This is a genomic window from Allomuricauda sp. CP2A (assembly GCF_001683915.1).
In the GTDB taxonomy this organism is placed as follows: Bacteria; Bacteroidota; Bacteroidia; order Flavobacteriales; family Flavobacteriaceae; genus Flagellimonas.
The window spans coordinates 1-22,632 of record NZ_LXTT01000037.1 but is presented as its reverse complement, the minus strand read 5'-3'; the positions used below and the strand labels follow the sequence as shown (position 1 = coordinate 22,632).

Here is a 22,632-nt window from a genome sequence, read left to right as displayed (position 1 = left end):
TGAAATAACAAAAATAATGAAGCCCCATGCCGGGGCTTCACCATCAAAATAATCAAGAAACGGGTAGATTATTTTATTTTAAATGTCAATCTACCGAAAACATAACGGCCATTCTGGCCAAATTGGACCGATCTTCTTGAGTAAATAAACCTTCCATCAGATCTAAATGCGGGATCGTTCTTATCTGGATACACATCTAAAAGGTTGTTGGCACCAATAGTAAAAGTGGCACTGTCCGTAAAACTATAACCAATGGTAAAATCAGTGACAATTTTTGCACCAAAAGTATAGTCGATGGTTGGGTCATTTTCATTGGTGGCTTCCCTCACCTCTCCAAAATAACCGTTCCGTAAAAAGAAGTTCCAGTTGTCCCCTATTTTTACATTGTGTGAAAGGTTCCCTTTGGTGGTGGGGACAGCAGATTCCAAATAAATCCTACTGGTTGGATCAAAATACGTATCACTTAGCCCTGCATTGGCAATGGCTTGTGGCACCTTTACTTTTTCCACAGAGGTTTCAGATAAGGTAAACGCCAAAGTGTTCGTCAAAGAAACATTATCTGAAATATTGGCCTTATGGTCAACCACAAAATCCAAACCTTTGGTTTGGGTGTCCACAGAATTGGCAAAGAAAGCCGCTTGTGTGGCATTGGCCTGTTGGAAGAGGTTGGCCAACTCAGGATTTCCGTTATCACTGAACTGACCGGTAAGAATCACCCGATCATCAATATTGATAAGATAACCATCCAAGGTAAATTTAAGATTGGCACTGGGAACCCTTGCCGTGAATCCGGCTGTGGCGCCAATTGAAGTTTCCTCTTTTAAAGGCTCAATGCCCAATAGTCTGGCCACCCTGGAGGTATTTGGGAAAATACCAACTTCGTTGGGGATGCCATCCACAAAAAGTGTGGAAGTGGAACTATAATGAATTTGATGCAATGATGGCGCCCTAAACCCTGTTTGTCCACCACCTCGAAGATTGAAATTTTCGGAAATTTTCAAACGGGTGGCCAATTTAAAGTTTAAGGTTCCGCCAAAATCGGAGAAATTCTCATACCGAACCGCACCGCTCAATAAAATGGACTCCGTAAAATCAGCTTCCACATCAAAATAACCGGCTATGGTATTTCTAAATGCATCGACTTCATTGTCAGGTTTAAAACCGGGAAAAACTTGGATGCCACCAGGCCTTGAATTTCCAAAAAAGTCGGTAGGGACAGTTGAATTCATGTCAGTAGGGTCATGCGGATTTCCCAAAGTATTGTATTGGGTGTATGAAGCTTCTTCCCCGGCCACAATGGCATAATTTTCCACACGGTACTCTGCACCAAAGGCAATGTTGAGCCCGGCCATGGTATCTTCAAAAAAGCGACTCATGTCAAAATTGGTGGTGTTCTCGCTGTAATTGAACCCACCCGAATCGGCTTCAAAAGGGGTTGAATTGACCAAAGAGGCATTGTTGGAGTTGGTAACCCGGTATAAAAATTCATTTTTACCATAGGAATTACTGAAATCCACGTTCCAATCCCCCAACATTCCCTTAATGCCAAATGCTGCTGATTTATCAAGAATACTTGAATTGATTTCAGGCAGAAAGCCATTTATGTAGGCGGGTGTGTAAGCCCTTGATTGATTGGGCAGCCTGTAAAAACCAGCTGCATTACCATTTTTAAAGCTCAATCCCCCAAAACCATACAGTTCCAAGTTTTCATCCAATGGAATGGAAAGATTGGCAAAAAACTGGGCACCTCTCAACTCAGATTGGCCAACACGCATGTTGAAGTCGCTTCGTTGCAACCCTCTCGCTAAAAGTTCTTGCTGCGTAACATCGACTCCCAAAATGCCCTGAAGTTCTTCTTTGGTTTCAGTTCCGTTTAGTGTGAAGCCAGCGGCCCCAGCGTATTGAAAAATATCGGTTAAATCATCATCAAGGAGCAGCGAGAGGTCATAGTTGTCGTCTGCAGCCACACGTTCAATGGAGTTATAACCATTAAAAATAGACCCTTCCCATGCTTGCATTCGGTTGGTCCATCCGCGGAAGTTAAAGTTACCCGTAAAGTTGATAAAGCCACCATCCTGGCCAATGGGCAGACCATAGTTTAGGCCCAAGCTCACTTTTTCACCATCTATTTTTTTGGCGGGACTGTGCTCGCTGGTAAAATGGGCTCCTGTATTGATGTCCACTTGGAGTTCGTTCACACTATTTTTAAGGACAATGTTGATGACCCCTGCGATGGCATCGGAACCATATTGGGCCGCCGCACCATCCCTCAAAATTTCTATTCGGGAAATGGAGTTGGATGGAATGGTGGTCATATCGGTCCCCACGCTGCCTCGGCCAAAAGTCCCGTTTACGTTGACCAATCCCGTTTTGTGCCGTCTTTTTCCATTGATGAGCACCAAAACCTGGTCGGGCCCCAAGCCGCGTAATGAGGCAGGGGCAATATGGTCGGTACCATCAGAAATGGTCTGGGGGTTAGAGGTAAATGAAGGGGCCGCATAGTTCAGGATTTCGGTTACGGTGACCTGGGGGGCAGTTTGTACCAATTCCGTCACATCGAGAACATCAACGGGTACGGGGGTATCCGTGGCGGTTCTATTGACATTTCTGGAGCCAATGACCACTACATTTTCCAATGCAAGCCCTGCTTGCAATGTAATGTCCAAAGTATTGCCGGTAACTGTGGCTTCTTGGGAATTGAAACCGACGTAGGAAAATACTAAAATGTCCCCGACATTCGCTTCGATGGTGTACTTGCCATCAAAATCGGTGATGACCCCCGTTGTGGTCCCCTTTATTAGGACCGATGCTCCGGGCAACGGTACATTCTGGTCATCGTAAACGGTTCCGGTTACCTCTTGTGCGCTACTGACAAACGATACCAACAGCACAAAAAGGAATGCTAATTTCATTCTTTTCATATAAGTAGATTTAAGTAAGATTAGTGGGGGTAGCTGCTGGAAATCTCCTTCTGATCAGAAGGAAACAGGGGCAATATAGGACTTTTTTTGAAAATCGATTTTAAAAATCAAAACAGCAATGCTTAATGTTTCATACTTATAATTCACCTCGAGTGCAGTCCAGAGGTACTCAAAGGGAATGTTTTAGCAATAAGGTCTCGACTGCGCTCGACCTGACAGGGCGCAATACACTATATCCAATTTTGGATATTCAAAACAATTAAGGTTAAGAAAATGGTCGCGGAGTTAGCCCGTATATTTAGCCAAAAGGGCATCTTCTGTTTTTTCCACCTTTAAAAGTCCGTGTTTTGTAAGGCTTATATTGAGTACCTAAGCCAACTTCTTTCAAATACAGCCTTTTAACTTATTACCGATTGAGGATCGTGTCAGGGTATTTTAATTTACAGCCTGAATTTTCTAAATGCTTGAATTGTTTGGTAAATACCGTAAGCAATGAAAATCTTGCCAAGGATAAAAGGTAAATACTGGAACCAGAGCGAAAGACCATTTTGAAATGGTGGTTTGTATGTTGGTAGTAAAAACTTAAAATAACCCTTGATAAAATGATTTAAAGATTCATTGGTTACGCTAAAATCCAGTGAGTAATTCTCGGTTAGAAAGTAAAAAACATAAAAAAGTAAAGCAATTATGAGTGTGAAAATCGATGATCGCAACCAATCCAATCCATGCTTTGATGAAATATTGTTTATCCAAAGGATAAAAATTTCTTTCCACCTATCTGGGCTTAACTCTTTTTTATAGGCGTTTAATTCAGCTGCTTTGAAGATGTTATAGTCAATTCTATTTTCGGTTCGCTGCAATTCTTGTTTTATTGTCCTTAGTGTTTTGCGATTGCAGTTTTCAAGATTGTCTACCTCAATTCCATCAAAATGTGCAGCTTTTTCAAAAATATTTCTTTCGAATTCAATTTCCTGGAATTTTGTGTTTTCAAATGAAGTAATTCCCATGAATTGGGAGTTTTTTATTGTCAAACTGTTAAATTCGGAATAATTGAAAAATGCATCTTTGTAAAATATGCATCCGGAGAAATCAGCTTTGGTATTTTCCAAATTTTTGCAATGGACAAATAGAACACTATTTTTGAACATACTGCCATTAAAAAAACATCGCTCACCAAAATTAACCTCATTAAAATAAGCAGATTCAAATTTGCAATCATTAAAACTTCTTGCGCTTCCATGAGAATCATATGTTAATTGCATTCTGTAAAATTTCACTTCGTTATTAAAAGTGTTGTGCAAAAAACTTGCATTGTGAAATATTGAATTACTAAAGCTTGCCAAAAACTCAAACTCTGATGGTCTTTCTGGGGTGTTTATATTATTTCCTTCGAATGAAAAATTACCAGCTATGTGTTGAATATTTTCGAGGTTTAATATTTGGCTAATCTTATTATATGATATGTCAATTGAACCATCCAACTCCAATTTTGTTCCCTTATATCCCTTAAAATAAAAATCACCAAACTTACAATTCCTAACTTCTAAAGTTTGTCCTATTTCTTTAACTCCAATAAACTTTAGCCCCTTTAAAACAAGTCTTGTAACATACAAATTACATTTGAACCTACAATCTCTAAAAAAGATATTTAAGTTGGGTTTATTAATGTCCTCGAAAAGGACTTCTGATCCTGAAAATTCACAATTAATAAATTGTATTACTTGAAATTTATCATTGATAGAGCTATTTGAGATAAAAATACCACGGTCAATATTGATAATCTCATTTTCAACCTTTAGGAAGTTAAACTCTGATTCTCTGGAAAGTCTTTGACTAAATTCAAAATCGTCCATTTAGTAGAACAGTTTTCCCTAAATGTAACGAGAATCATTTAACCTATAAACATAGCTAGTAGATTGTCTTCTTTTTTCTCAATTTTGAGCAAGCCCAACTTAACAAGACTTTTGGTGCTCTTGTCCCATTTTTTACCGCTAAGACCTGCTTTTTCCTTAAGGTCGGCCAAGGACATTTCCCCTGCGGGTTTTAATATGTCCATGATGATTTTTTCCTCTTCGGTAAGGTCAACCTTTTTCTTCTCGGGTCGCATTTGCGGGAAGAAGAGCACTTCTTGGATGGAGGAGTTGTTGGTCATCAACATCACCAAGCGGTCAATACCGATGCCAATTCCCGAGGTTGGGGGCATTCCGTATTCCAAAGCGCGCAAAAAGTCCTGATCAATGAACATGGCCTCATCATCCCCTTTTTCGGAGAGTTTAAGCTGTTCCTCAAAACGTTCCCGTTGATCAATGGGGTCGTTCAACTCAGAGTAGGCATTGGCCAATTCCTTTCCGTTTACCATCAGCTCAAAACGTTCGGTAAGCCTTGGGTTGGTGCGGTGCTCCTTGGTCAACGGACTCATTTCTTTTGGATAATCCGTGATAAAAGTGGGTTGGATATAATGGTGCTCGCACTTCTCACCAAAAATCTCATCGATCAATTTACCCACACCCATGGTCTCATCCACCTCAATTTTTAGTTTTTGGGCCACTTCCCGCAGTTGGTCTTCGTCCATATCGGACACATCATACCCTGTATGAATCTTAATGGCTTCCAAAATGGGAACCCTGGGGTAGGGCGCCTTGAATTCAATTTCGTGATCACCCACTTTCACTTTGGTGCTTCCAGTGGCATCAACGGCCACTTTTTCCAATAGTTTTTCGGTGGTTTCCATCATCCAGTTGTAGTCCTTGTAGGCCACATAGAGTTCCATTACGGTAAACTCCGGATTGTGGGTGCGGTCCATTCCTTCATTTCTGAAATCCTTGGAGAACTCATACACCCCGTCAAAGCCACCCACGATCAATCGTTTCAGGTATAATTCGTTGGCAATTCGCAAATACAAGGGAATGTTCAATGCATTGTGATGGGTCAAAAACGGACGCGCAGCGGCTCCTCCGGGAATGGGCTGCAAAATGGGGGTTTCCACCTCCAAATAGCCTCGTTCATTATAAAACTCGCGGATACTGTTGGTAATCTTGGTCCTTTTGATGAAGGTATCCTTTACATGCGGATTTACCACCAAGTCCACATACCGTTGACGGTAACGCAATTCTGGGTCGTTAAAGGCATCGAACACTTTTCCTTCGTCATCTACCTTTGGTAGCGGAAGGGGACGTAATGATTTGCTCAACAGGCTGAAGTTTTTCACCATCACGGTCTTTTCGCCAACCTGGGTCTTGAACAGTTCGCCCTCAACACCAATGATATCGCCAATGTCCAACAACTTTTTGTAGACATCGTTGTATAGGGTCTTGTCCTCACCGGGACAGATTTCATCACGGTTAAAATACACTTGGATTTTACCTTCACTGTCCTGCAATTCGGCAAAGGAAGCTTTCCCTTGGATTCTTCGGGACATCAATCTACCGGAAATGACCACCTTCTTGCCTTCCTCAAAATTATCCTTGATGCTCTTGGATGTGGCATCCACTGGATACAATGCTGCGGGATAGGGGTCGATGCCCATTTCCCTGAGTTTGGTCAATTTTTCCCTTCGAACGATTTCCTGTTCCGATAGTTGCATAGCCTGTAAAAAATTAAAGCGCAAAATTACACTTTTGCGCTTTAATTCCATTCCCTGGCTGCGGTTATTGTGCATAATTGGGAGTGTAGGGCCTGTTTTGCACGATTTGGGCGATGTCTTCCTCCAGAGAATCAATGGGTCTTTCCACGATTCGGTTGACCTCGTGGCCGTCTTTGAAGAAAATCATGGTGGGCACTTTGATGATGTTGAGCCCTTTTTCTTCACCGGTGGGACTTTTTTTGTACTGCTCTTTTCTGCGGTCCAGGGCAATGAGTTCCAATTGTTCCATGGGAAAATCGGCAACCTCCAGAATTTTGATGAAACGGGGCGTTTCCCGTTTACTGTCCCCACACCAGGTGCCCAAAAACAGCTTGATGTTATATTGGGCCAAGTCATTTTTGAAGAGTTCTACCAAAGATTCATCAACGGGATAGGTCTTCATGCCCTGATGGAACCATTGTTGGTAAGGTTTGGTGTGGAGACCCTCCAAATTGATTTTCCCCACCATAAATTTCCGGCCATCCTCTTGTACAATTTCTTTGTTGAATTCTTGGGAGAGAATGATGGTTGTACAGAGCATCAATACGGCTGTAAAAATGTGTTTCATGATTTTTCGATATAAAGATTTGGCTCGAAAATTCAATAAAAACAAGGTGTGGGAAGACTTTAGATGGATGGAAATGGGGACTAGACCGGGGGTTGATTTTTATTTTCTGAAGCGACAACCAATTTTCATGGGTAAATAATATTAGCATGAACATTTGGGTTGTATTTAAGAATTAAACCTATACTTGTATCCAAGTAGATACAATTTTTATATGTACTTCATTGAAAAAACTGTTGATTTCGATAGATGGCTAAAAAAATTGAAAGATGTAAGGGCAAAGGCTAAAATCCTGTTCAGAGTTCAAAAAATTGAAAATATTGGACATTTTGGTGATTGTAAAAGTGTAGGGTGGAATCAGTGAAATTCGAATACATTTTGCCAAAGGATATAGAATTTATTTTAAAGAAAAGGATGGTAGAATAATCGTTTTACTGGCAGGTGGCGACAAATCGTCCCAGCAAAGGGACATTAAGAGAGCAAATGAAATCTGGAACAAATTAAAAGAATAGAAAATGGGAACCTCAAAATTTGATATAGCGGATTATTTGGACAGTAAGGAAATGATTGCTGAATATCTCAATACAGTGCTGGAAGAAGGTGATAGTTCAGATGTAGTAAATGCAATTGGGCATATTGCAAAGGCCATTGGGATGACAAAAATATCAGAAGAAACAGGATTGAGCAGGCCGAGTCTTTACAAAGCACTTTCCGATGGTGCAAAACCCCAATTTGCGACCATAATGAAAGTTTTAAAGGCCATAGGAGGACAGGTTCAAGTCCATCCAATTTAGGAAGCAATTAGAAAATAAGGGCACAGCTCTTTTATTTTTTGAAGAGATACACAATTTCTTCGCGCGAGGAAACCCCCAATTTTTTATAGAGATTGTTGATATGTGTCTTTACCGTGCTGAGGCTCACAAAAAGTTCGGCGGCAATCTCCTTATTGGATTTTTCCTGCAGGATATGGGCCACAATTTTCTGTTCTTGCGGCGTGAGCTTTTGTCGCAAGGATTTTGCCTTGATCTTTTCATTCAATTTTCGGGTGGTGAGCAAATATGCATTGGCCAAGAGTGATAGGATAAGGGCCACTTGCAAGAGATATTTTAAATACCAGGTTTTGGGCGTGTTGTAGGTGGCCAGTTCTTTATCAGTGCCAATTTCGGCAGCATATTGTTGGGTAAAGCTTGCTTGAGGATATGTATTTAGCAAACGGGACAAAAGATTTTCATAGTAGGTGTTGGTGGATACGTCTTGAAGATAGTATCCATAGGTTTCGTTTCTTTTGTCCGATAGAAAATCGTAGATGAAAAGCTCAACCAAGGGTTCGTCTGACGTTTTGCCAAAATCCTGCAAAGTGCTGAACCATTTTCTGGAATTGAGTTTTTTGCTGGCTTCACTGGGAAATTCCATAAAATCAAAGGCCATTTCATCTTTTAAGGTTTCCACTTCCAGCAGCGCAGCAGATTTTGGGTTGGATGAAACAATGGAACAGAGGGACTGGTCTTCAAACGAAGTTGGAAATTGAACCGTATCCCGATTGTGGGCAATGAACAAAACGCTTTTGCTATTGTTGCACTGCCCCAAAAAGTGGTTGGCTTCGGCGTCATCGGAACAACCATCCAAATGAATGCGGTAGACTCGGTTTTGCAAAGGCAAATTGTTGCCCTCAAACTGAAAATAGCCCAAAGAATCCACTTGGGTTTTCTTCACAATTTGATCCAGATAAATCCGTGATGATTTGCGGTAGTCTTCCACCAGGGACAGATAAATGGTATTTCCAGAATGGGTTTGCGACACCTCACCCGAAAAGCGATATTGCGCAAAAAGGGTAGAACTGGTCAAAAAAAACAAGAAAAGGACAAAAAACCGCATCAAAAGATCATTTTGTGTTAAAAGAATGGGTTTAGTGTAACAAAAATGTTGATCAAGGTACTAATAAGTATCATCAATCAAAATCTATACCATGAGTTTCTGGAGAGTTTTATTGGCCATATTTTTTCCACCTCTCTCCGTAATCGGAAAAGGTTGCGGGTCTTTTGTTATTGTATTACTTTTAACATTCTGTGGATGGGTGCCCGGGGTTATCGGGGCTCTTGTCATATTGAATAACACGAACTAAAGTAGTATGAAAAAAATCCAAATCTTGGTATGTGCCCTAGCGGCAGTGTTTATCTATTCCTGCAATTTTACCGAAGAAATCCATCTACAGGAAGATGGCTCCGGAAAGCTTTCCATTAATTTTGATGGCTCTGAACTCATGGAAATGGCCGGTGACCAAATGGTGAAGGAAAACGAGAAGCCTATTGATTCCATCATTTCTTTCAAGGATTTGTTGGAGGAGAAACATGACAGCATAGCAGAGCTTTCACCTGAAGAACAGGCAAAATTGAGAAAATTGGAGCCGTTCAACATGCACATGGTCATGAATCCCGCGGAAAAAGTGATGAAGTTTGACCTCTTCAGTGACTTTAAGGACGTAAATGAGGTGAACGATGCCTTCAATGCTTTCAGGGACGCCAGTTTAATGGGCCCCAAAAGCCAACCGGAACAAGCCACACCCATGCCCATGTCCGAGCAGACCACTGAAGTTTCGTATGCCTTTGCCAAGAATACCTTTTCAAGAACGGCCAAGATAATCGACCCGGAACTGTTCCAACAGAACATTGACAGTCTTCAAGGATCGGAAATGTTCCTGTCGGGATCTACATACACCTTAAAATACCATTTCCCCAGAAAAGTAAAGTCCACCACAGCTGAGGAGGCCACTTTTAGTGCGGATGGTAAGACGCTGATCTATGAGGTATCCTTCTTGGAAATGATGAAAGACCCCAAACTTTTGGATATTGAAGTGGAACTGGAAGAATAGTTTTCCAGTCGTATGCTTTGTATCTTTGTGGCATGAACAAAAAGGTTGGGCTACAAGATTTAGGGTATAGGGATTACAAGGAAACTTGGGATTACCAAGAGCAGTTGTTCCAAAATATTGTTGATGCCAAGATCAAGAATAGAAGGGAAGGTTCTAGCCTTGAAACCCCCAACCATTTTTTGTTTGTGGAGCACCCCCATGTCTATACCTTGGGGAAAAGTGGCGACATCACCAATTTATTGGTGGACGAAAAGGCCTTGGAGGAAAAAGGAGCTTCGTTTTATAAAATCAACCGGGGTGGGGACATCACCTACCATGGCCCGGGACAAGTGGTGGGTTATCCCATTTTGGATCTTGACAATTTCTTTACCGATATCCATAAATACCTTCGTTTTTTGGAAGAAATGGTGATTCGCACCTTGGCCGAGTACGGCTTGAAAGCCGAACGCTCCGAAGGAGAAACCGGCGTTTGGCTGGATGTGGGCACTCCCTTTGCCCGAAAAATTTGTGCCATGGGCGTTCGGGCCAGCCGCTGGGTTACCATGCACGGTTTTGCCTTGAACGCGAATACAGATTTGGGCTATTTTGATTTGATGATTCCCTGCGGAATCAAGGACAAGGCCGTTACTTCATTAAATGTGGAGTTGGGACAAAAACAGGTAGACGTGGAAGAAATCAAACAAAAATTGCTCCGCCATTTTCAAGACCTTTTTGAAGCGGAAGTGGTGCGGGAGAAGACGAAAGTGTAGGTTTCTTCCACCCGTTCATTATTGCTGGATTTTCACCCTAAAAAAAGCTAACTTCACTCCTGCCTGCCGGCAGGCAGGTGCCTGTGCTGAATTTATTTCAGTATAACTCGATATAATTCATCCCATACTGAGCGCCGGACGGACGGGGAGTCGAGGTATTAAAAACGAATCACATTATAACATTGGCAACAATTTGAATGATAGAACAACTAACCAATACAATTTCAAAATACATTAAATTAAGTTCTGAAGAAGAAAATTTAATTAAGACTTTTTGGACAGAGAAAACCCTTCAAAAAGGGCATTATCTTTTGAGAAATGGGGAAACTTGCCGAACCGATAATTTTGTTGTCAATGGAACATTGAAGGCTTTTTATATAAACCCGGAAACAGGAAGGGAAGAAATCCTATATTTTGCAAGTGAAAATTGGTGGGCAACAGATATTGAAAGTTTTCAAAAACAAAAACCTTCGATTTACAACATTCAAGCCATTGAAAATACCACACTACTCCAAATCCGCTACGACTCTTTTCAAGAAATGTTAATGCAAATTCCAAAACTTGAACGCTTTTTTAGAATCATCCTTGAAAATTATCTTGGGAGTTTACAGCGGAGAATAATCTTAAACAGCACTCTAGATGCAGAACAGCGATATTTGGATTTTTTAGAAAATTACCCAGAAATTTCAAAGAAAGTACCAAACTATCTTATTGCATCCTATTTGGGAATCTCTGCCGAATTTTTGAGTAGAATGCGTAAAAAAATCAAAGCATCTTAAACTAGGTCAATTTTTTTCACTTTTCCATTCCGGAACTTTGTCTCATAATCAAAATTTAAGACTATGAACAAAGTATTAATCATCAATGCAAGTGTAAGAAAAGAAAAATCACACAGTAGAAAACTAACACAACTTTTTGAGGATAATTGGAAAAAGAAAAATCCTAACGACAATTTTACGCATCGGGAGGTTGGATTAGAGGAAATCCCGCCCATAAATGAAAAATGGATTGCGAGCGCATTTGTCAAACCAAGCGAAAGAACAAAAGAAAATCAGTCTGGTGTAGAGTTTAGCAATGAATTGGTTAAAGAGTTTAAGGAACATAATATTTATGTTTTGGGAACGCCAATGTACAACTGGTCAATTCCCAGTGGACTAAAATCTTATATCGACCAACTTATGAGAATTAACGAAACTTGGAAATTTCGTTCAGGCGTACCAGACGGAGATTATGTTGGAATTCTTGAAGACAAAAAAATGTTCATTCTGTCAAGTCGTGGCGACACAGGTTATGGGGAAAACGAGAAAAATGAACATATGAACTTCCAGACAACCTACTTGAAATTCGTTTTCGGGATTATGGGAATAAAGGACATTTCTATAATTTCATTGGACAATGAAGAGTTTGGTGGAGAAATATTTGAGAACTCTAAAAAGGAAATCTACCAAAAGATTGGACAGATTTAAAAGCTGCGGTCAATATTGTCTATAAGCAATGGCGGGAAAGTGATAAGTTAAAGGTTTTACTCTTTGCTAGCTTTGAGCTTGGCAGAATAGTCAGTGCAAGTCCATTTTTCTCATCCCCAATTATATTAAAAACCAAGGTGTAGTTTTTAACGGCACCAATTTTTTCATGGATATGCCTCTATGAACACCTTCTTAATTAATACTCCAAAAAATGCTAACTTCACGGTTTAAGTTGAGCCTGCCTAATGTTCAGGTGGGTGGGCTGTGATAATTCTTGATATAGATTAATACAATAGACATATGAGACTACTTAAATTGACCCTTTTTGCATCTGCCGTTTTATATTTTCAGTTTTCCCAAGCGCAAAATTGGGAGACCATAAATGTATCGGAGAATTGCACCGCACGACATGAAAGTTCATTGGCGGCAGTGGGCAACAAGGTGGTCCTTTTGGGTGGAAGAGGGATAAAACCCACTGAGATTTTCGATACGGAAACCCAAACCTGGACAAAACATGCTGAAACGCCAATAGAAATACACCATTTTCAGGCTGTAACGTTCAAGGGTGAAGTTTATGTCCTGGGAGGGTTCACCGGTGGATACCCGCACGAAACACCAATTGAAAACATCTACATTTTTAATATCGATAAAAACGAATGGAGAAAAGGCCCAGAAATACCGGAAGACCGAAGGAGGGGAGCTGCTGGGTGCACTGTCTATAAAGATAAGATTTACTTGGTTTGTGGTATTCAAGATGGCCATTGGGATGGCCATGTAGCGTGGCTCGATGAATATGACCCTAGCACAAATTCATGGCGAAAACTTGCAAACGCCCCTCATGCCAGAGACCATGTTAGTGTTGGGGTGGTCAATGATAAACTATATGTGGCAGGTGGTAGACGTTCTTCAGGAAAAACGGAACAAGTATTTAATTTGACCGAAGGAGCGGTGGATGTCTATGATTTTTCCGAAGACAAATGGCAGACACTCCCCAAAAACTTGGATATTCCTACCCAAAGGGCGGGTTCTTTCGCTGTGACGATGGGTCCAAAAATAGTGATACTTGGAGGGGAAAGTGCCAGTCAGGAAGCGGCTCACTCTGATGTTGAAGCTTTTGACACCGAAAAAATGAAATGGGAAAAATACCCCAGCCTAGTTAGAGGCAGACATGGAACCGGAGCCGTGGTCATTGATGGTAAAATATATACCGCAGCGGGTTGCGGCCAAAGAGGGGGCAACCCCGAGTTGGATACGATTGAAGTTTTTAAATAAAACTTTCATAAGACATTTTACACTAAACCGAATCTGCTCGATGTTCAACCGGGCTCCTTGGCTAAGGGTTATTAAAACGACATTGAGTTTAATAGATAAGTGCAAAAGCCCCTTACTTTTTGCAAAAGGCTCTCTGCTAACTTCATGCCAAGCATCAAAAAATTGAAACATGAAAATGCATTGACGTGTATGGGATTGAAGGATTCTAACCCAACCAAAACAAAAAAACCGAGGCTCACACCCCGGTTTTTCTTTTTTTAAATTGGATTAGTGCTTATTTGCTAAACTGCGTCAGTACCGAGCTGGCCATTAAGTCTCCTTTTTTGTTGTAGGACTCCTGTTTTACCATGCCCACACCTTCGGTCAACCATACTCGGGAAGGATAGGTTTGGTTGGCCATCATCATTTTGCTCTTTGTTTCACTGTAGATCACAAAGCAATCAAACGTGCCTGCAGGGGTGGTCACACTTTCCTTTTTTTCCACTTTTCGGTTGATGGTCTCCACGTTCATGTTCATATTCATCATCCCGCCCATTTTCATTTTCACATTTACGTTTCCATCGGGCAATTCCTGACCCACGCCCAGATTGTTCGGCCATTCCACATCGGTTCCCGAAATGTCCATCTCAACATCGCCCATTTGGCTCAGCATTTGTTCGTTCATCAAGGATTTAAAATCAACCTTGACCACATTGCCATTGCAAATTATATCATATTCAGACGAATAGGTGTTGCCCTTTTTGTCCTCAATATCCATGACCATGGTAGCGGAAATGTTGTCGCCGGACCCATTTACATTGGTCACTTTATAGTTGAGCTTGCCGTCTTCCTTGCCTTTTTTGTCATAGTTGGTGTATTGAAAGCTGGCCCCATCAACCAAGGGGTAGTATTGACTGCAACTGGTTTGTGCCGATGCAGCGGTGAAGCAGAAAATAGTGGCTATCAGTAAAAGAAAATAGTGTTTCATGTGTAATATGGTGTTTATTGTTTGATGAATTCAACTCTTCGGTTTTGTGCCTTGCCATCAGAGGTATTGTTGTCCCCAACAGGTTCGCTTTCCCCTTTTCCTTCGGAAATCAATCTATCCATGGAGACATCATATACCGAGACCAAGGCATTCTTTACGGCTTCCGCACGGTCTTTTGAAAGTTTTAAGTTGCTTTCTTCCGAACCATCCGCATCGGTATGTCCCACAATCTTGAGTTTCATGGAAGGCTCTTGTTGAAGCACCTGCGATATTTGCCGGATGATGCCCATGGATTGTGGCTGGATGTTTGCAGAACCCACATCAAAAAGAATCCCGTTGGTGGAAACCTTTCCTTCGGAAAGCAATTTTCTTCTAAGGTCAACCCCACCTTCGGCCACTTTTAGGTTGGAAATGAAGATTTTTTCCTTTCCGTCCTTAAGCCCGCTCACTTTAAATTTAAGTGTGGTCAATTTATTTTCTGGGACCATTTGGGGAATGTCCACATACTTTTCTTCGTTTACCCAAAGCCTAAACCGTGCATTGTTCACTGCAATGGAAATATGGGGTTGGTTGAGCACGGCTTGTCTGATATCGGACTGCACCTCACTATTGATAATGGAACCTTCTCCGTGAATATGGTTCCGGGTGCGGATGCCGAAGGCGGCATATTGTCCTACGGGAATCCAAGCTCTGGCAAAGTGGAGTCCTGCCTGAAAATTTTCATCATCGCTCAGGGAAACTTCAATCCCTGTTGTTGAAGAGGTTTTGTTGTCCATACCATACGTCAATAAATCAAATTCTATGGTATATTCCTCTGGAAGGTTGGGTACATTGGGCAAGTAATAAATATTATGTCCGGGAATCAGTTCCATCCATCGCTGGGGGGAATTGCCAATTGTGACTACCTCTCCGCTTCCGTTGGTATTCCATTTTGAGGGGAAATCACCGATAAAATCGTTGGCATAGTCATCAAAGAACAAGAGCTTGTCCCCTGGAACATAGTCGAATTTGCTGTAGATGGCAATTGATTTTTCGCTGGAAGCAGAGGGCGTGCCGGTATTTGTATTCCCGCTTGGGCCATTTCCGGTATTGGCGGGGGCATTGCCACCCTGATTGTTAACATCGGGCGCTTGGCTTCCTCCGGAACCGGGCTCCAAAATACTGTCCAATGCTTGGTCTGTCTTTTCGCTGGTTTCTCTTTCAACCCGTCTTTCAACAGTGCGTTCTGCGGCTCTTTCCGCTTTTTTGGCCAATTTTTTAAAGAATTGGGCATTGATTGAGGAACCAACCATCAGCGTAACAACCAAACTGATGAAGGTTTTACTTGAGGTTTTCATTATAGTGTACTTTAGTTTTGGTTTTTAAAAGCAATTCCATACAAATTACAAAAAAATCACCCCTACTAATCACTAAAATTGTGTAACTCGTTTAAACCAATGTATAAGCCGCAAGAAAGAAACCGTTAATTCATTTTGTAAACGATTATGGAATTATCTTGATCCTTGGCCACCAACTCCAATTTCCTGTCGTTGTCCATATCCGTAAGATCAATGAGAGAACTGCCATAGACGGGAAAATTGGGAATGGGTTCCGCCTGGCTGTCGTAGAGGTAGATTTTTTGGTTCTGGATGTCCGTGACACTCACATAAATTTTATCGTAGATGTAAAAAATCTTGGGTTTGGTATAAACGCCCAAATCCAGCTCTACTTTTCTGCCCTTAATACTTAGAACATTGTCGTCCATAAGAACCAAGGTGTTGCTCGTGGCATACATGCCATGGTCTTTGTTAAGGTTGAAATTACTGGCAGTGAGCTTTCCATTGGTATCAATCTGATGCAATACACCCGTCTTGTTGGTCACGGTAAATTTGTTTTTGTACAGGAAGACCTCATTGGTGGAGAAATCAATTTTTTCCTGAACTGTTATTCGGTCCGTTCCCACCCGATGCAATATTTTAAGGGTATTGTCCTCCAGTTTGAACACCAAATAATCACGGTTCCCAACCCTAAAGTGTTTGGGAGTTCCCAAAATGGGACTTGCTGCTTGGGTGTATTTGAATCCGCTGACAATTTTCGCTTTGTTGTTATACATAAAGACTTTTTGCCCTTGGGTGATTACAAAGCGATAATTCTTGCTGCCATCATAATCAAAAACGGCCAAAGGGTTTAGGTTGCCTCCATCAAAATCAATTTTAAAGGGAGGCACGTCATCACCGTTTCGGTCCACGATCATAAATTGGTCGTTGGTACAAAAGGCCAGTTGAAGCCTGCCATTCTTGTAAATATCCACTTGTTGAATAGGCGGTTGTATGCGCCCTTCCAGCTGTTTGGTCCACAACACCTTGCCTTCAGTGGAAATAAGATAAAGCACATTGTTTTGGTCCTGCACCACAATTTCCTGCTTATTGGTCCTGTGATTTTTGACAAATTGTGGATTAATTGCCAAATCGGTATCCAATTCCAAGGTAAACAGTGGAGTGACTGTATTCGTCTGAATGGTTTTCTCAATTTTGGAAACCAACATATTCAGATGGGCAAAATCCGTATCACCCACAACTTGCGTAGCAAAAGTGTAGTCCTCCAAATCGGTATCCTTGATGGACTCAAAAAGGTCAGGGGCAAGCTCTTGTTCGGCAAAAAGGTCAATCCCCGAAGCATTGGATACAAACAGCACACTGGATTCGCTAGCCAATGGAGCTTTGGCGGTTTGGTACAACGGTGCATTGCTGAAGGAAGACGTACCATTATGGTTGCTGATGATGGTCTGCAACGATTCTTTGTTCTCTGAAAAAACAAAACTGTTCTCCAAGATGGTGCAAAAGTTCGATTCAAAATCTCTGACCAGTGGTGCAAATCCCTCATTCAAGAAATTTTTGTCCTGCAATTCCATAATTTCACTTCCCTGATAGTTTTCTGAGGATGCCTTACTACCATCCAAAAATTCAAACAGACTGTCCGTTCCGTAGGAATTCAGCAAGACCACCCTTTGGTTGTTCAAGTAAATGACGCCCACTTCCTCGATGGTGTTGAAAAGGGAGTCCACGGGCTTTACCCGATCCAAATAGGTGTTTTGGTTTTTGGCAAAGACCTGATAATCATCAAAAGTGTACGAGACAATGGCCTGTGCATTCAACGGGGCAAGCGTTGGTGTCTTGTTGGTCAATGGGGATGTCCCTTTGAAAAGATTGATGAAATTTTTGGTGGAATCCGGGGCCATGGCAATTCCGTTGAGGCTCACTTCATCAGAATTGGCCGTAAAATCCAACGAAATCCATTCAGAAAACGGTTTTTTGGAATCGGATTCTTCTTTCAATGAAAGTAGTGATGCATTGTCGCTGAGATTCATGAACACCGTCCCCGATTTGTTGGGTGCCGTGGTCTCATACAGTTTTTCCAAAGTGGGATTCACAGGATTGTTCGCTTTGGTTCTTACCATGTTTTCCATCAAAAGCAGGGAGGAACTCAAAATGACTGCCTTATCGCTTGGCATTTGGAAGACCTCGTTTTCATCAAGAGTGTATTTGGTGATATCCGTACCCTGGTATTGGAGGGTCTCCACCGTTTTATTGCTCACATCGTCCACATTGAAAATGTCCGGATTCTTTTCGGCAATGAGAATGAAATCATAATTTCCTTTGCCCACTTCGTAAAGGGCCAAAAGACAGGTGGTATTGGTGGATAGGTGGCCTAAGTTATTTAACTTCCCCAAAACCTCCTTATAAACAGGAAAGCTTTTTGTCTTGGTCAGAAATGCATTGTTCTTGAGCTCGCTTTTAAAATTGGACAGATTGGTGATCTTAATGATCAATGCGGGGTTGGGCGGTAGGTGGCCTAGCAGGGAGTCTTTGGTCTTGACCTCGGTTTCGCAGGAAAGGATAAAAAGTGCGAGCAAACAGAACAGTACCTTATATCTCATGGTTGAAGTTTGACACAAAGTTAGGATTTTTAAATATCCAATGTGAACTGTTTCGGGAGTTGTCGGAAGCTTTTTCTGTGGTATTTGGTCAGGCCAAATTCTTTGATGGCCTCCCGGTGTTCCTTGGTGGGATATCCTTTGTTTTTTTTCCAGTTGTACATGGGGAACTCCTCATGGATTTGGGCCATGTATTCATCCCGATAGGTTTTGGCCAAAATAGAGGCCGCGGCAATGCTCATGTATTTGCCATCCCCTTTGATGATGCATTCATGGGCAATGGAGGGATAGGGCTTAAACCGATTTCCATCGACCAAGATAAAACTGGGGGTCTGTTCCATGGCATCCAAAGCACGGTGCATGGCCAAAAAGGAAGCGTTCAGAATATTGATTTCATCAATTTCATCCTGAAAAACATGGCATACCGAATAGCATACCGCCTCTTGTTCCAGAATGGGCCGTAGGCCTTCCCGTTTTATTTCCGATAGTTGTTTGGAATCGTTCAGGATGGTATTGGTAAACCCTTCGGGAAGAATTACGGCTGCGGCGGTAACGGGTCCTGCCAAGCAGCCCCTTCCGGCTTCATCGGTCCCGGCTTCATTTGGATATTTATAAAGGTCCTTTAGCATATTTCTTTCCGAACTGAAAGATAAGACCTGCTTCTTTGAAGGCCAAATATGGGTGCAGATTTCCAAATGTTGATTCGCTTTTTGATGGCAAACTTTTCACATTTGTTTAGAAACAAAACCTATACCTTTGCCTGAGCAATACCATGGAATGAGATTGATACTGTTTGCCCCGCTCTTTTTGCTGGGCCAATTTTTATTTGCACAACAAGACTCTTTGCCTCCCCAGAAAGAAGTGGATTCAATGAAGGTAGAGACGCTGGATTCCTTGGAAGTCAATCAGCTTGATTCCCTAAAGGTTGTAAAAATGGATTCCGTGAAGACCAAGCAAAAGGACTCTCTTGCCTCGGATTCCACTGCATTGGCTGATAGGAAGTTCATAAAGAACACAAAACCGATCAAAAAGGTAGATTCCGTTTCCATTAAAGATTACAAGATAGTCTCGTATGCGAGGGACACTACTTTTCTGGACACTACCCTTACCGTCCAAAAAGAATACAAGTACAATTATATCCGCGAGGATGATTTTGAGTTGATGCCCTTTGCCAATATGGGACAACCATATAATGAGTTGGGGAAAACATTTTCAAACAATCCATACTACCCCCGTATTGGCGCAACGGCCAAACACTCCAGATATTTTGAGGTGGAGGACATCAAATATTATAATGTGCCTACGCCGATGACCGAGTTGATGTTCAAGACCTCCATGGAACAAGGGCAGTTTTTGGATGCTCTTTTAACCTTTAATCTTTCAAGGCGATTCAATGCATCTGTTGCCTATAACGGTTTTCGCTCTTTGGGAAAATATCGATATGAACAAGCGCAATCCGGAAACTTCAGTACCACTTTAAATTATAGCACCCAAAATGATCGATACAATCTCCGGGCACATATTGCGGCACAGGATATTGAAGGGCAAGAAAACGGCGGGCTTTTGGACCGCGAACAATTTGAAGGGGATTTGCCCGACTTTCAAGATCGTTCCAAGATTGATGTGCGCTATACCGATGCCAACAATAGAATACTGGGTAAACGCTATTATTTAGATCACCAATATAAATTGGTAAATCACAAAAGAGATTCAACGGATATGAATCCTACCTCGCTTGCCATTGGTCACGAGTTTAGCTATGAGACCAAGTTTTACGATTTTGGGCAGACCAGACAAAATGATGCCTTCGGGGAGGACCCCTTTTTGACGCCCATAGCGGATAGGGCACGATTAAAGACCATGTTCAATAAAGGGAGTGTGGAGTTCTCAAACAGGATATTGGGCAAAGTCACAGGGAGTGTTGGACTCTATACCTATAATTATTATTTCAACAGTCTTTTGATTACGGATGAGGGTACCATTCCAAATAAATTGGAAGGAGAGGAGATAACCGTAGGCGGGGGGTATGCCAAAAATTTTGGGCGATTGTATCTAAAAGGAAATATCAATTATACCATTTCGGGGGACCTTACTGGAAATACGCTGGATGCCATGGCCAAGTATAGCATCAACGATAATAGCACTGTGTTTGGGGGAATCCACATATCGTCCCGTATGCCGGATTTCAACTACCTATTATATCAAAGTGACTACCGAAATTTTAACTGGTATAACCTTGACACTTTTGAAAAGCAACAGATTCAGTCGATCAAGTTTGGTTTTGATTCAAAATGGCTTGGTCGGATAGATGCGGAGTACAGTGCAATTGACAATTATACCTATTTTGCTTCAACAGCCACCCCAGAGCAGATTGAAGCAGCCCAAGAAACCGCTTTTGTAAAACCCTTTCAGGAATCTGGTACCATAAATCATTTACGGGCAAAATATACAAAGGAATTCAAGTGGCGCAAATGGTCATTGATGAACACCGTCTTGTACCAAGACGTTACCCAGGACAACCAAGTCTTGAACTTGCCCCAGTTGGTTACTCGGAATACCCTTTATTTTTCAAGCGATGTGTTTAAAAAGGCCATGTTCTTGCAGACGGGGGTTACCTTTAAATATTTCACCTCTTACAATATGAATGCCTACAATCCGCTCTTGGGTGAATTTTATATTCAAAACAACGAAGAACAGGGCGGCTATCCCTTAATGGACTTCTTTATCAATGCCAAGGTGAGGCAAACACGGATTTATCTAAAAGCGGAACATTTGAATTCCATTTTTTCAGAGCCTAATTATTATTCAGCCCCAAACTATCCGTACAGGGATTTTGTAATCCGATTTGGGTTGGTTTGGAATTTCTTTTCCTAGGAAGAATCAAATTAAGCTTGATAAACAGCGACTTATTAATTTTATGCGTTTTTTTGAAAAAAAATAAGCGAAAACTATTTGCGGAGAAAAAATAACCTGCTTATATTTGCACCCGCTTAGCTGATAAGGCTGGGTTGGTTTTAAGGGATGGAGGGGCCTTTTCAGGGTTCTTTTTTTTCCTTGATTTGAAAGAAGAAGTTCATATACATATTGTAACGACAGCGTAAAGAGAATTATATTATAAGAACCATTTTGATGCAGGGACTCAGGTCTTTGGGTGTCGGACAGACATTCAGAGAAATACAATGAAGAGTTTGATCCTGGCTCAGGATGAACGCTAGCGGCAGGCCTAACACATGCAAGTCGAGGGGCATCACGGAAAAGCTTGCTTTTCTGGTGGCGACCGGCGCACGGGTGCGGAACGCGTATGGAACCTGCCCCTGTCAGGGGAATAGCCCAGGGAAACTTGGATTAATGCCCCATGGTACCACGACATCGCATGATGATGTGGTTAAAGATTTATCGGACAGGGATGGCCATGCGTACCATTAGTTAGTTGGTAAGGTAACGGCTTACCAAGGCAGCGATGGTTAGGGGCCCTGAGAGGGGGATCCCCCACACTGGTACTGAGACACGGACCAGACTCCTACGGGAGGCAGCAGTGAGGAATATTGGACAATGGGCGGGAGCCTGATCCAGCCATGCCGCGTGCAGGATGACTGCCCTATGGGTTGTAAACTGCTTTTATACGGGAAGAAACCTCCCCTTGCGAGGGGAGCTGACGGTACCGTAAGAATAAGGACCGGCTAACTCCGTGCCAGCAGCCGCGGTAATACGGAGGGTCCGAGCGTTATCCGGAATCATTGGGTTTAAAGGGTCCGTAGGCGGGCCGTTAAGTCAGGGGTGAAAGTCTGCGGCTCAACCGTAGAATTGCCTTTGATACTGGCGGTCTTGAGTCATGGTGGGGTTGCCGGAACATGTGGTGTAGCGGTGAAATGCATAGATATCACATAGAACACCGATCGCGAAGGCAGGTGACCAACCATGTACTGACGCTGATGGACGAAAGCGTGGGTAGCGAACGGGATTAGATACCCCGGTAGTCCACGCCGTAAACGATGGATACTAGCTGTGGGGACCTCGGTCTCCGTGGCCAAGCGAAAGTGATAAGTATCCCACCTGGGGAGTACGTTCGCAAGAATGAAACTCAAAGGAATTGACGGGGGCCCGCACAAGCGGTGGAGCATGTGGTTTAATTCGATGATACGCGAGGAACCTTACCAGGGCTTAAATGCAGGCTGCATGGGGTGGAGACACCCCTTTCTTCGGACCGCCTGCAAGGTGCTGCATGGTTGTCGTCAGCTCGTGCCGTGAGGTGTCAGGTTAAGTCCTATAACGAGCGCAACCCCTACCG

Annotated in this window: 18 protein-coding genes and 1 rRNA gene; 10 read left to right on the top strand and 9 right to left on the bottom strand. The window is 42.2% G+C overall.

From position 1 onward, the window contains the following. Nucleotides 1-68: 68 nt before the first annotated feature. From A7D14_RS05215 to A7D14_RS05200, 4 genes are all read right to left on the bottom strand, one after another. Complete coding sequence (locus A7D14_RS05215; RefSeq protein WP_067030992.1) at nt 69-2,921, bottom strand: TonB-dependent receptor; 2,853 nt, start codon at nt 2,919-2,921, stop codon at nt 69-71. A gap of 440 nt (nt 2,922-3,361) precedes the next feature. Continuing rightward, complete coding sequence (locus A7D14_RS05210) at nt 3,362-4,774, bottom strand: pentapeptide repeat-containing protein (protein ID WP_067030989.1); 1,413 nt, start codon at nt 4,772-4,774, stop codon at nt 3,362-3,364. A 38-nt stretch (nt 4,775-4,812) separates the two neighbouring features. Further along, nucleotides 4,813-6,504 carry a lysine--tRNA ligase gene (gene lysS / locus A7D14_RS05205; RefSeq protein WP_067030987.1) on the bottom strand — a complete coding sequence of 564 codons (1,692 nt, stop codon included), beginning with the start codon at nt 6,502-6,504 and terminating at the stop codon, nt 4,813-4,815. A gap of 64 nt (nt 6,505-6,568) precedes the next feature. Then, a complete protein-coding gene (locus A7D14_RS05200; protein ID WP_067030984.1) occupies nt 6,569-7,111 on the bottom strand; it encodes a thioredoxin family protein in 543 nt (180 codons plus the stop codon). Between the two features lie 353 nt (nt 7,112-7,464). Between A7D14_RS05200 and A7D14_RS20345 the strand changes: the two genes are divergently transcribed. Beyond that, nucleotides 7,465-7,620: a type II toxin-antitoxin system RelE/ParE family toxin gene (locus tag A7D14_RS20345; protein ID WP_313790816.1), complete on the top strand. Its 156-nt coding sequence runs from the start codon at nt 7,465-7,467 to the stop codon at nt 7,618-7,620. Between the two features lie 3 nt (nt 7,621-7,623). Further along, the gene (locus A7D14_RS05190; RefSeq protein WP_067030981.1) at nt 7,624-7,902 is read left to right on the top strand and encodes an addiction module antidote protein; all 279 of its coding nucleotides are present in this window, start codon (nt 7,624-7,626) and stop codon (nt 7,900-7,902) included. 31 nt (nt 7,903-7,933) lie between these two features. Here A7D14_RS05190 and A7D14_RS05185 read toward each other — a convergent pair whose 3' ends face one another. Then, entirely contained in the window at nt 7,934-8,983 is a 1,050-nt protein-coding gene (locus tag A7D14_RS05185) for a response regulator transcription factor (RefSeq protein WP_067030978.1), read from the bottom strand. 91 nt (nt 8,984-9,074) lie between these two features. On the opposite strand from A7D14_RS05185, the gene A7D14_RS19610 reads away from it, so the two are divergent. From A7D14_RS19610 to A7D14_RS05160, 6 genes are all read left to right on the top strand, one after another. Further along, a complete protein-coding gene (locus tag A7D14_RS19610) occupies nt 9,075-9,230 on the top strand; it encodes a YqaE/Pmp3 family membrane protein (RefSeq protein ID WP_081894208.1) in 156 nt (51 codons plus the stop codon). Between the two features lie 6 nt (nt 9,231-9,236). Beyond that, on the top strand, nt 9,237-9,977 hold the full coding sequence (locus tag A7D14_RS05180) for a hypothetical protein (protein ID WP_067030973.1): 741 nt from the start codon (nt 9,237-9,239) through the stop codon (nt 9,975-9,977). A 32-nt stretch (nt 9,978-10,009) separates the two neighbouring features. Beyond that, entirely contained in the window at nt 10,010-10,726 is a 717-nt protein-coding gene (gene lipB, locus A7D14_RS05175) for a lipoyl(octanoyl) transferase LipB (protein WP_067030971.1), read from the top strand. 197 nt (nt 10,727-10,923) lie between these two features. Then, entirely contained in the window at nt 10,924-11,505 is a 582-nt protein-coding gene (locus A7D14_RS05170) for a Crp/Fnr family transcriptional regulator (RefSeq protein ID WP_067030968.1), read from the top strand. 63 nt (nt 11,506-11,568) lie between these two features. Next, complete coding sequence (locus tag A7D14_RS05165) at nt 11,569-12,192, top strand: FMN-dependent NADH-azoreductase (protein ID WP_067030965.1); 624 nt, start codon at nt 11,569-11,571, stop codon at nt 12,190-12,192. Nucleotides 12,193-12,492: 300 nt separating this feature from the next. Continuing rightward, nucleotides 12,493-13,464 (top strand): Kelch repeat-containing protein, encoded by a 972-nt coding sequence (locus A7D14_RS05160; protein WP_067030962.1) that lies wholly within the window; start codon nt 12,493-12,495, stop codon nt 13,462-13,464. A 274-nt stretch (nt 13,465-13,738) separates the two neighbouring features. Here the strand turns inward: A7D14_RS05160 and A7D14_RS05155 are convergent, their stop codons facing one another. From A7D14_RS05155 to A7D14_RS05140, 4 genes are all read right to left on the bottom strand, one after another. Continuing rightward, nucleotides 13,739-14,431 (bottom strand): hypothetical protein, encoded by a 693-nt coding sequence (locus tag A7D14_RS05155; RefSeq protein WP_067030959.1) that lies wholly within the window; start codon nt 14,429-14,431, stop codon nt 13,739-13,741. A 14-nt stretch (nt 14,432-14,445) separates the two neighbouring features. Continuing rightward, nucleotides 14,446-15,768: an OmpA family protein gene (locus A7D14_RS05150; protein ID WP_067030956.1), complete on the bottom strand. Its 1,323-nt coding sequence runs from the start codon at nt 15,766-15,768 to the stop codon at nt 14,446-14,448. A 125-nt stretch (nt 15,769-15,893) separates the two neighbouring features. Then, nucleotides 15,894-18,347, bottom strand: coding sequence for a ribonuclease HII (locus A7D14_RS05145; RefSeq protein ID WP_067030953.1), 2,454 nt, complete (start codon nt 18,345-18,347; stop codon nt 15,894-15,896). Nucleotides 18,348-18,376: 29 nt separating this feature from the next. Next, the gene (locus A7D14_RS05140) at nt 18,377-18,973 is read right to left on the bottom strand and encodes a ribonuclease HII (RefSeq protein ID WP_067030949.1); all 597 of its coding nucleotides are present in this window, start codon (nt 18,971-18,973) and stop codon (nt 18,377-18,379) included. Nucleotides 18,974-19,121: 148 nt separating this feature from the next. Between A7D14_RS05140 and A7D14_RS05135 the strand changes: the two genes are divergently transcribed. Together A7D14_RS05135 and A7D14_RS05130 are read left to right on the top strand one after the other, a co-directional pair. Continuing rightward, nucleotides 19,122-21,218 carry a putative porin gene (locus A7D14_RS05135; RefSeq protein WP_176712366.1) on the top strand — a complete coding sequence of 699 codons (2,097 nt, stop codon included), beginning with the start codon at nt 19,122-19,124 and terminating at the stop codon, nt 21,216-21,218. Nucleotides 21,219-21,520: 302 nt separating this feature from the next. Further along, nucleotides 21,521-22,632 (top strand): 16S ribosomal RNA (locus tag A7D14_RS05130); the annotation flags it as partial.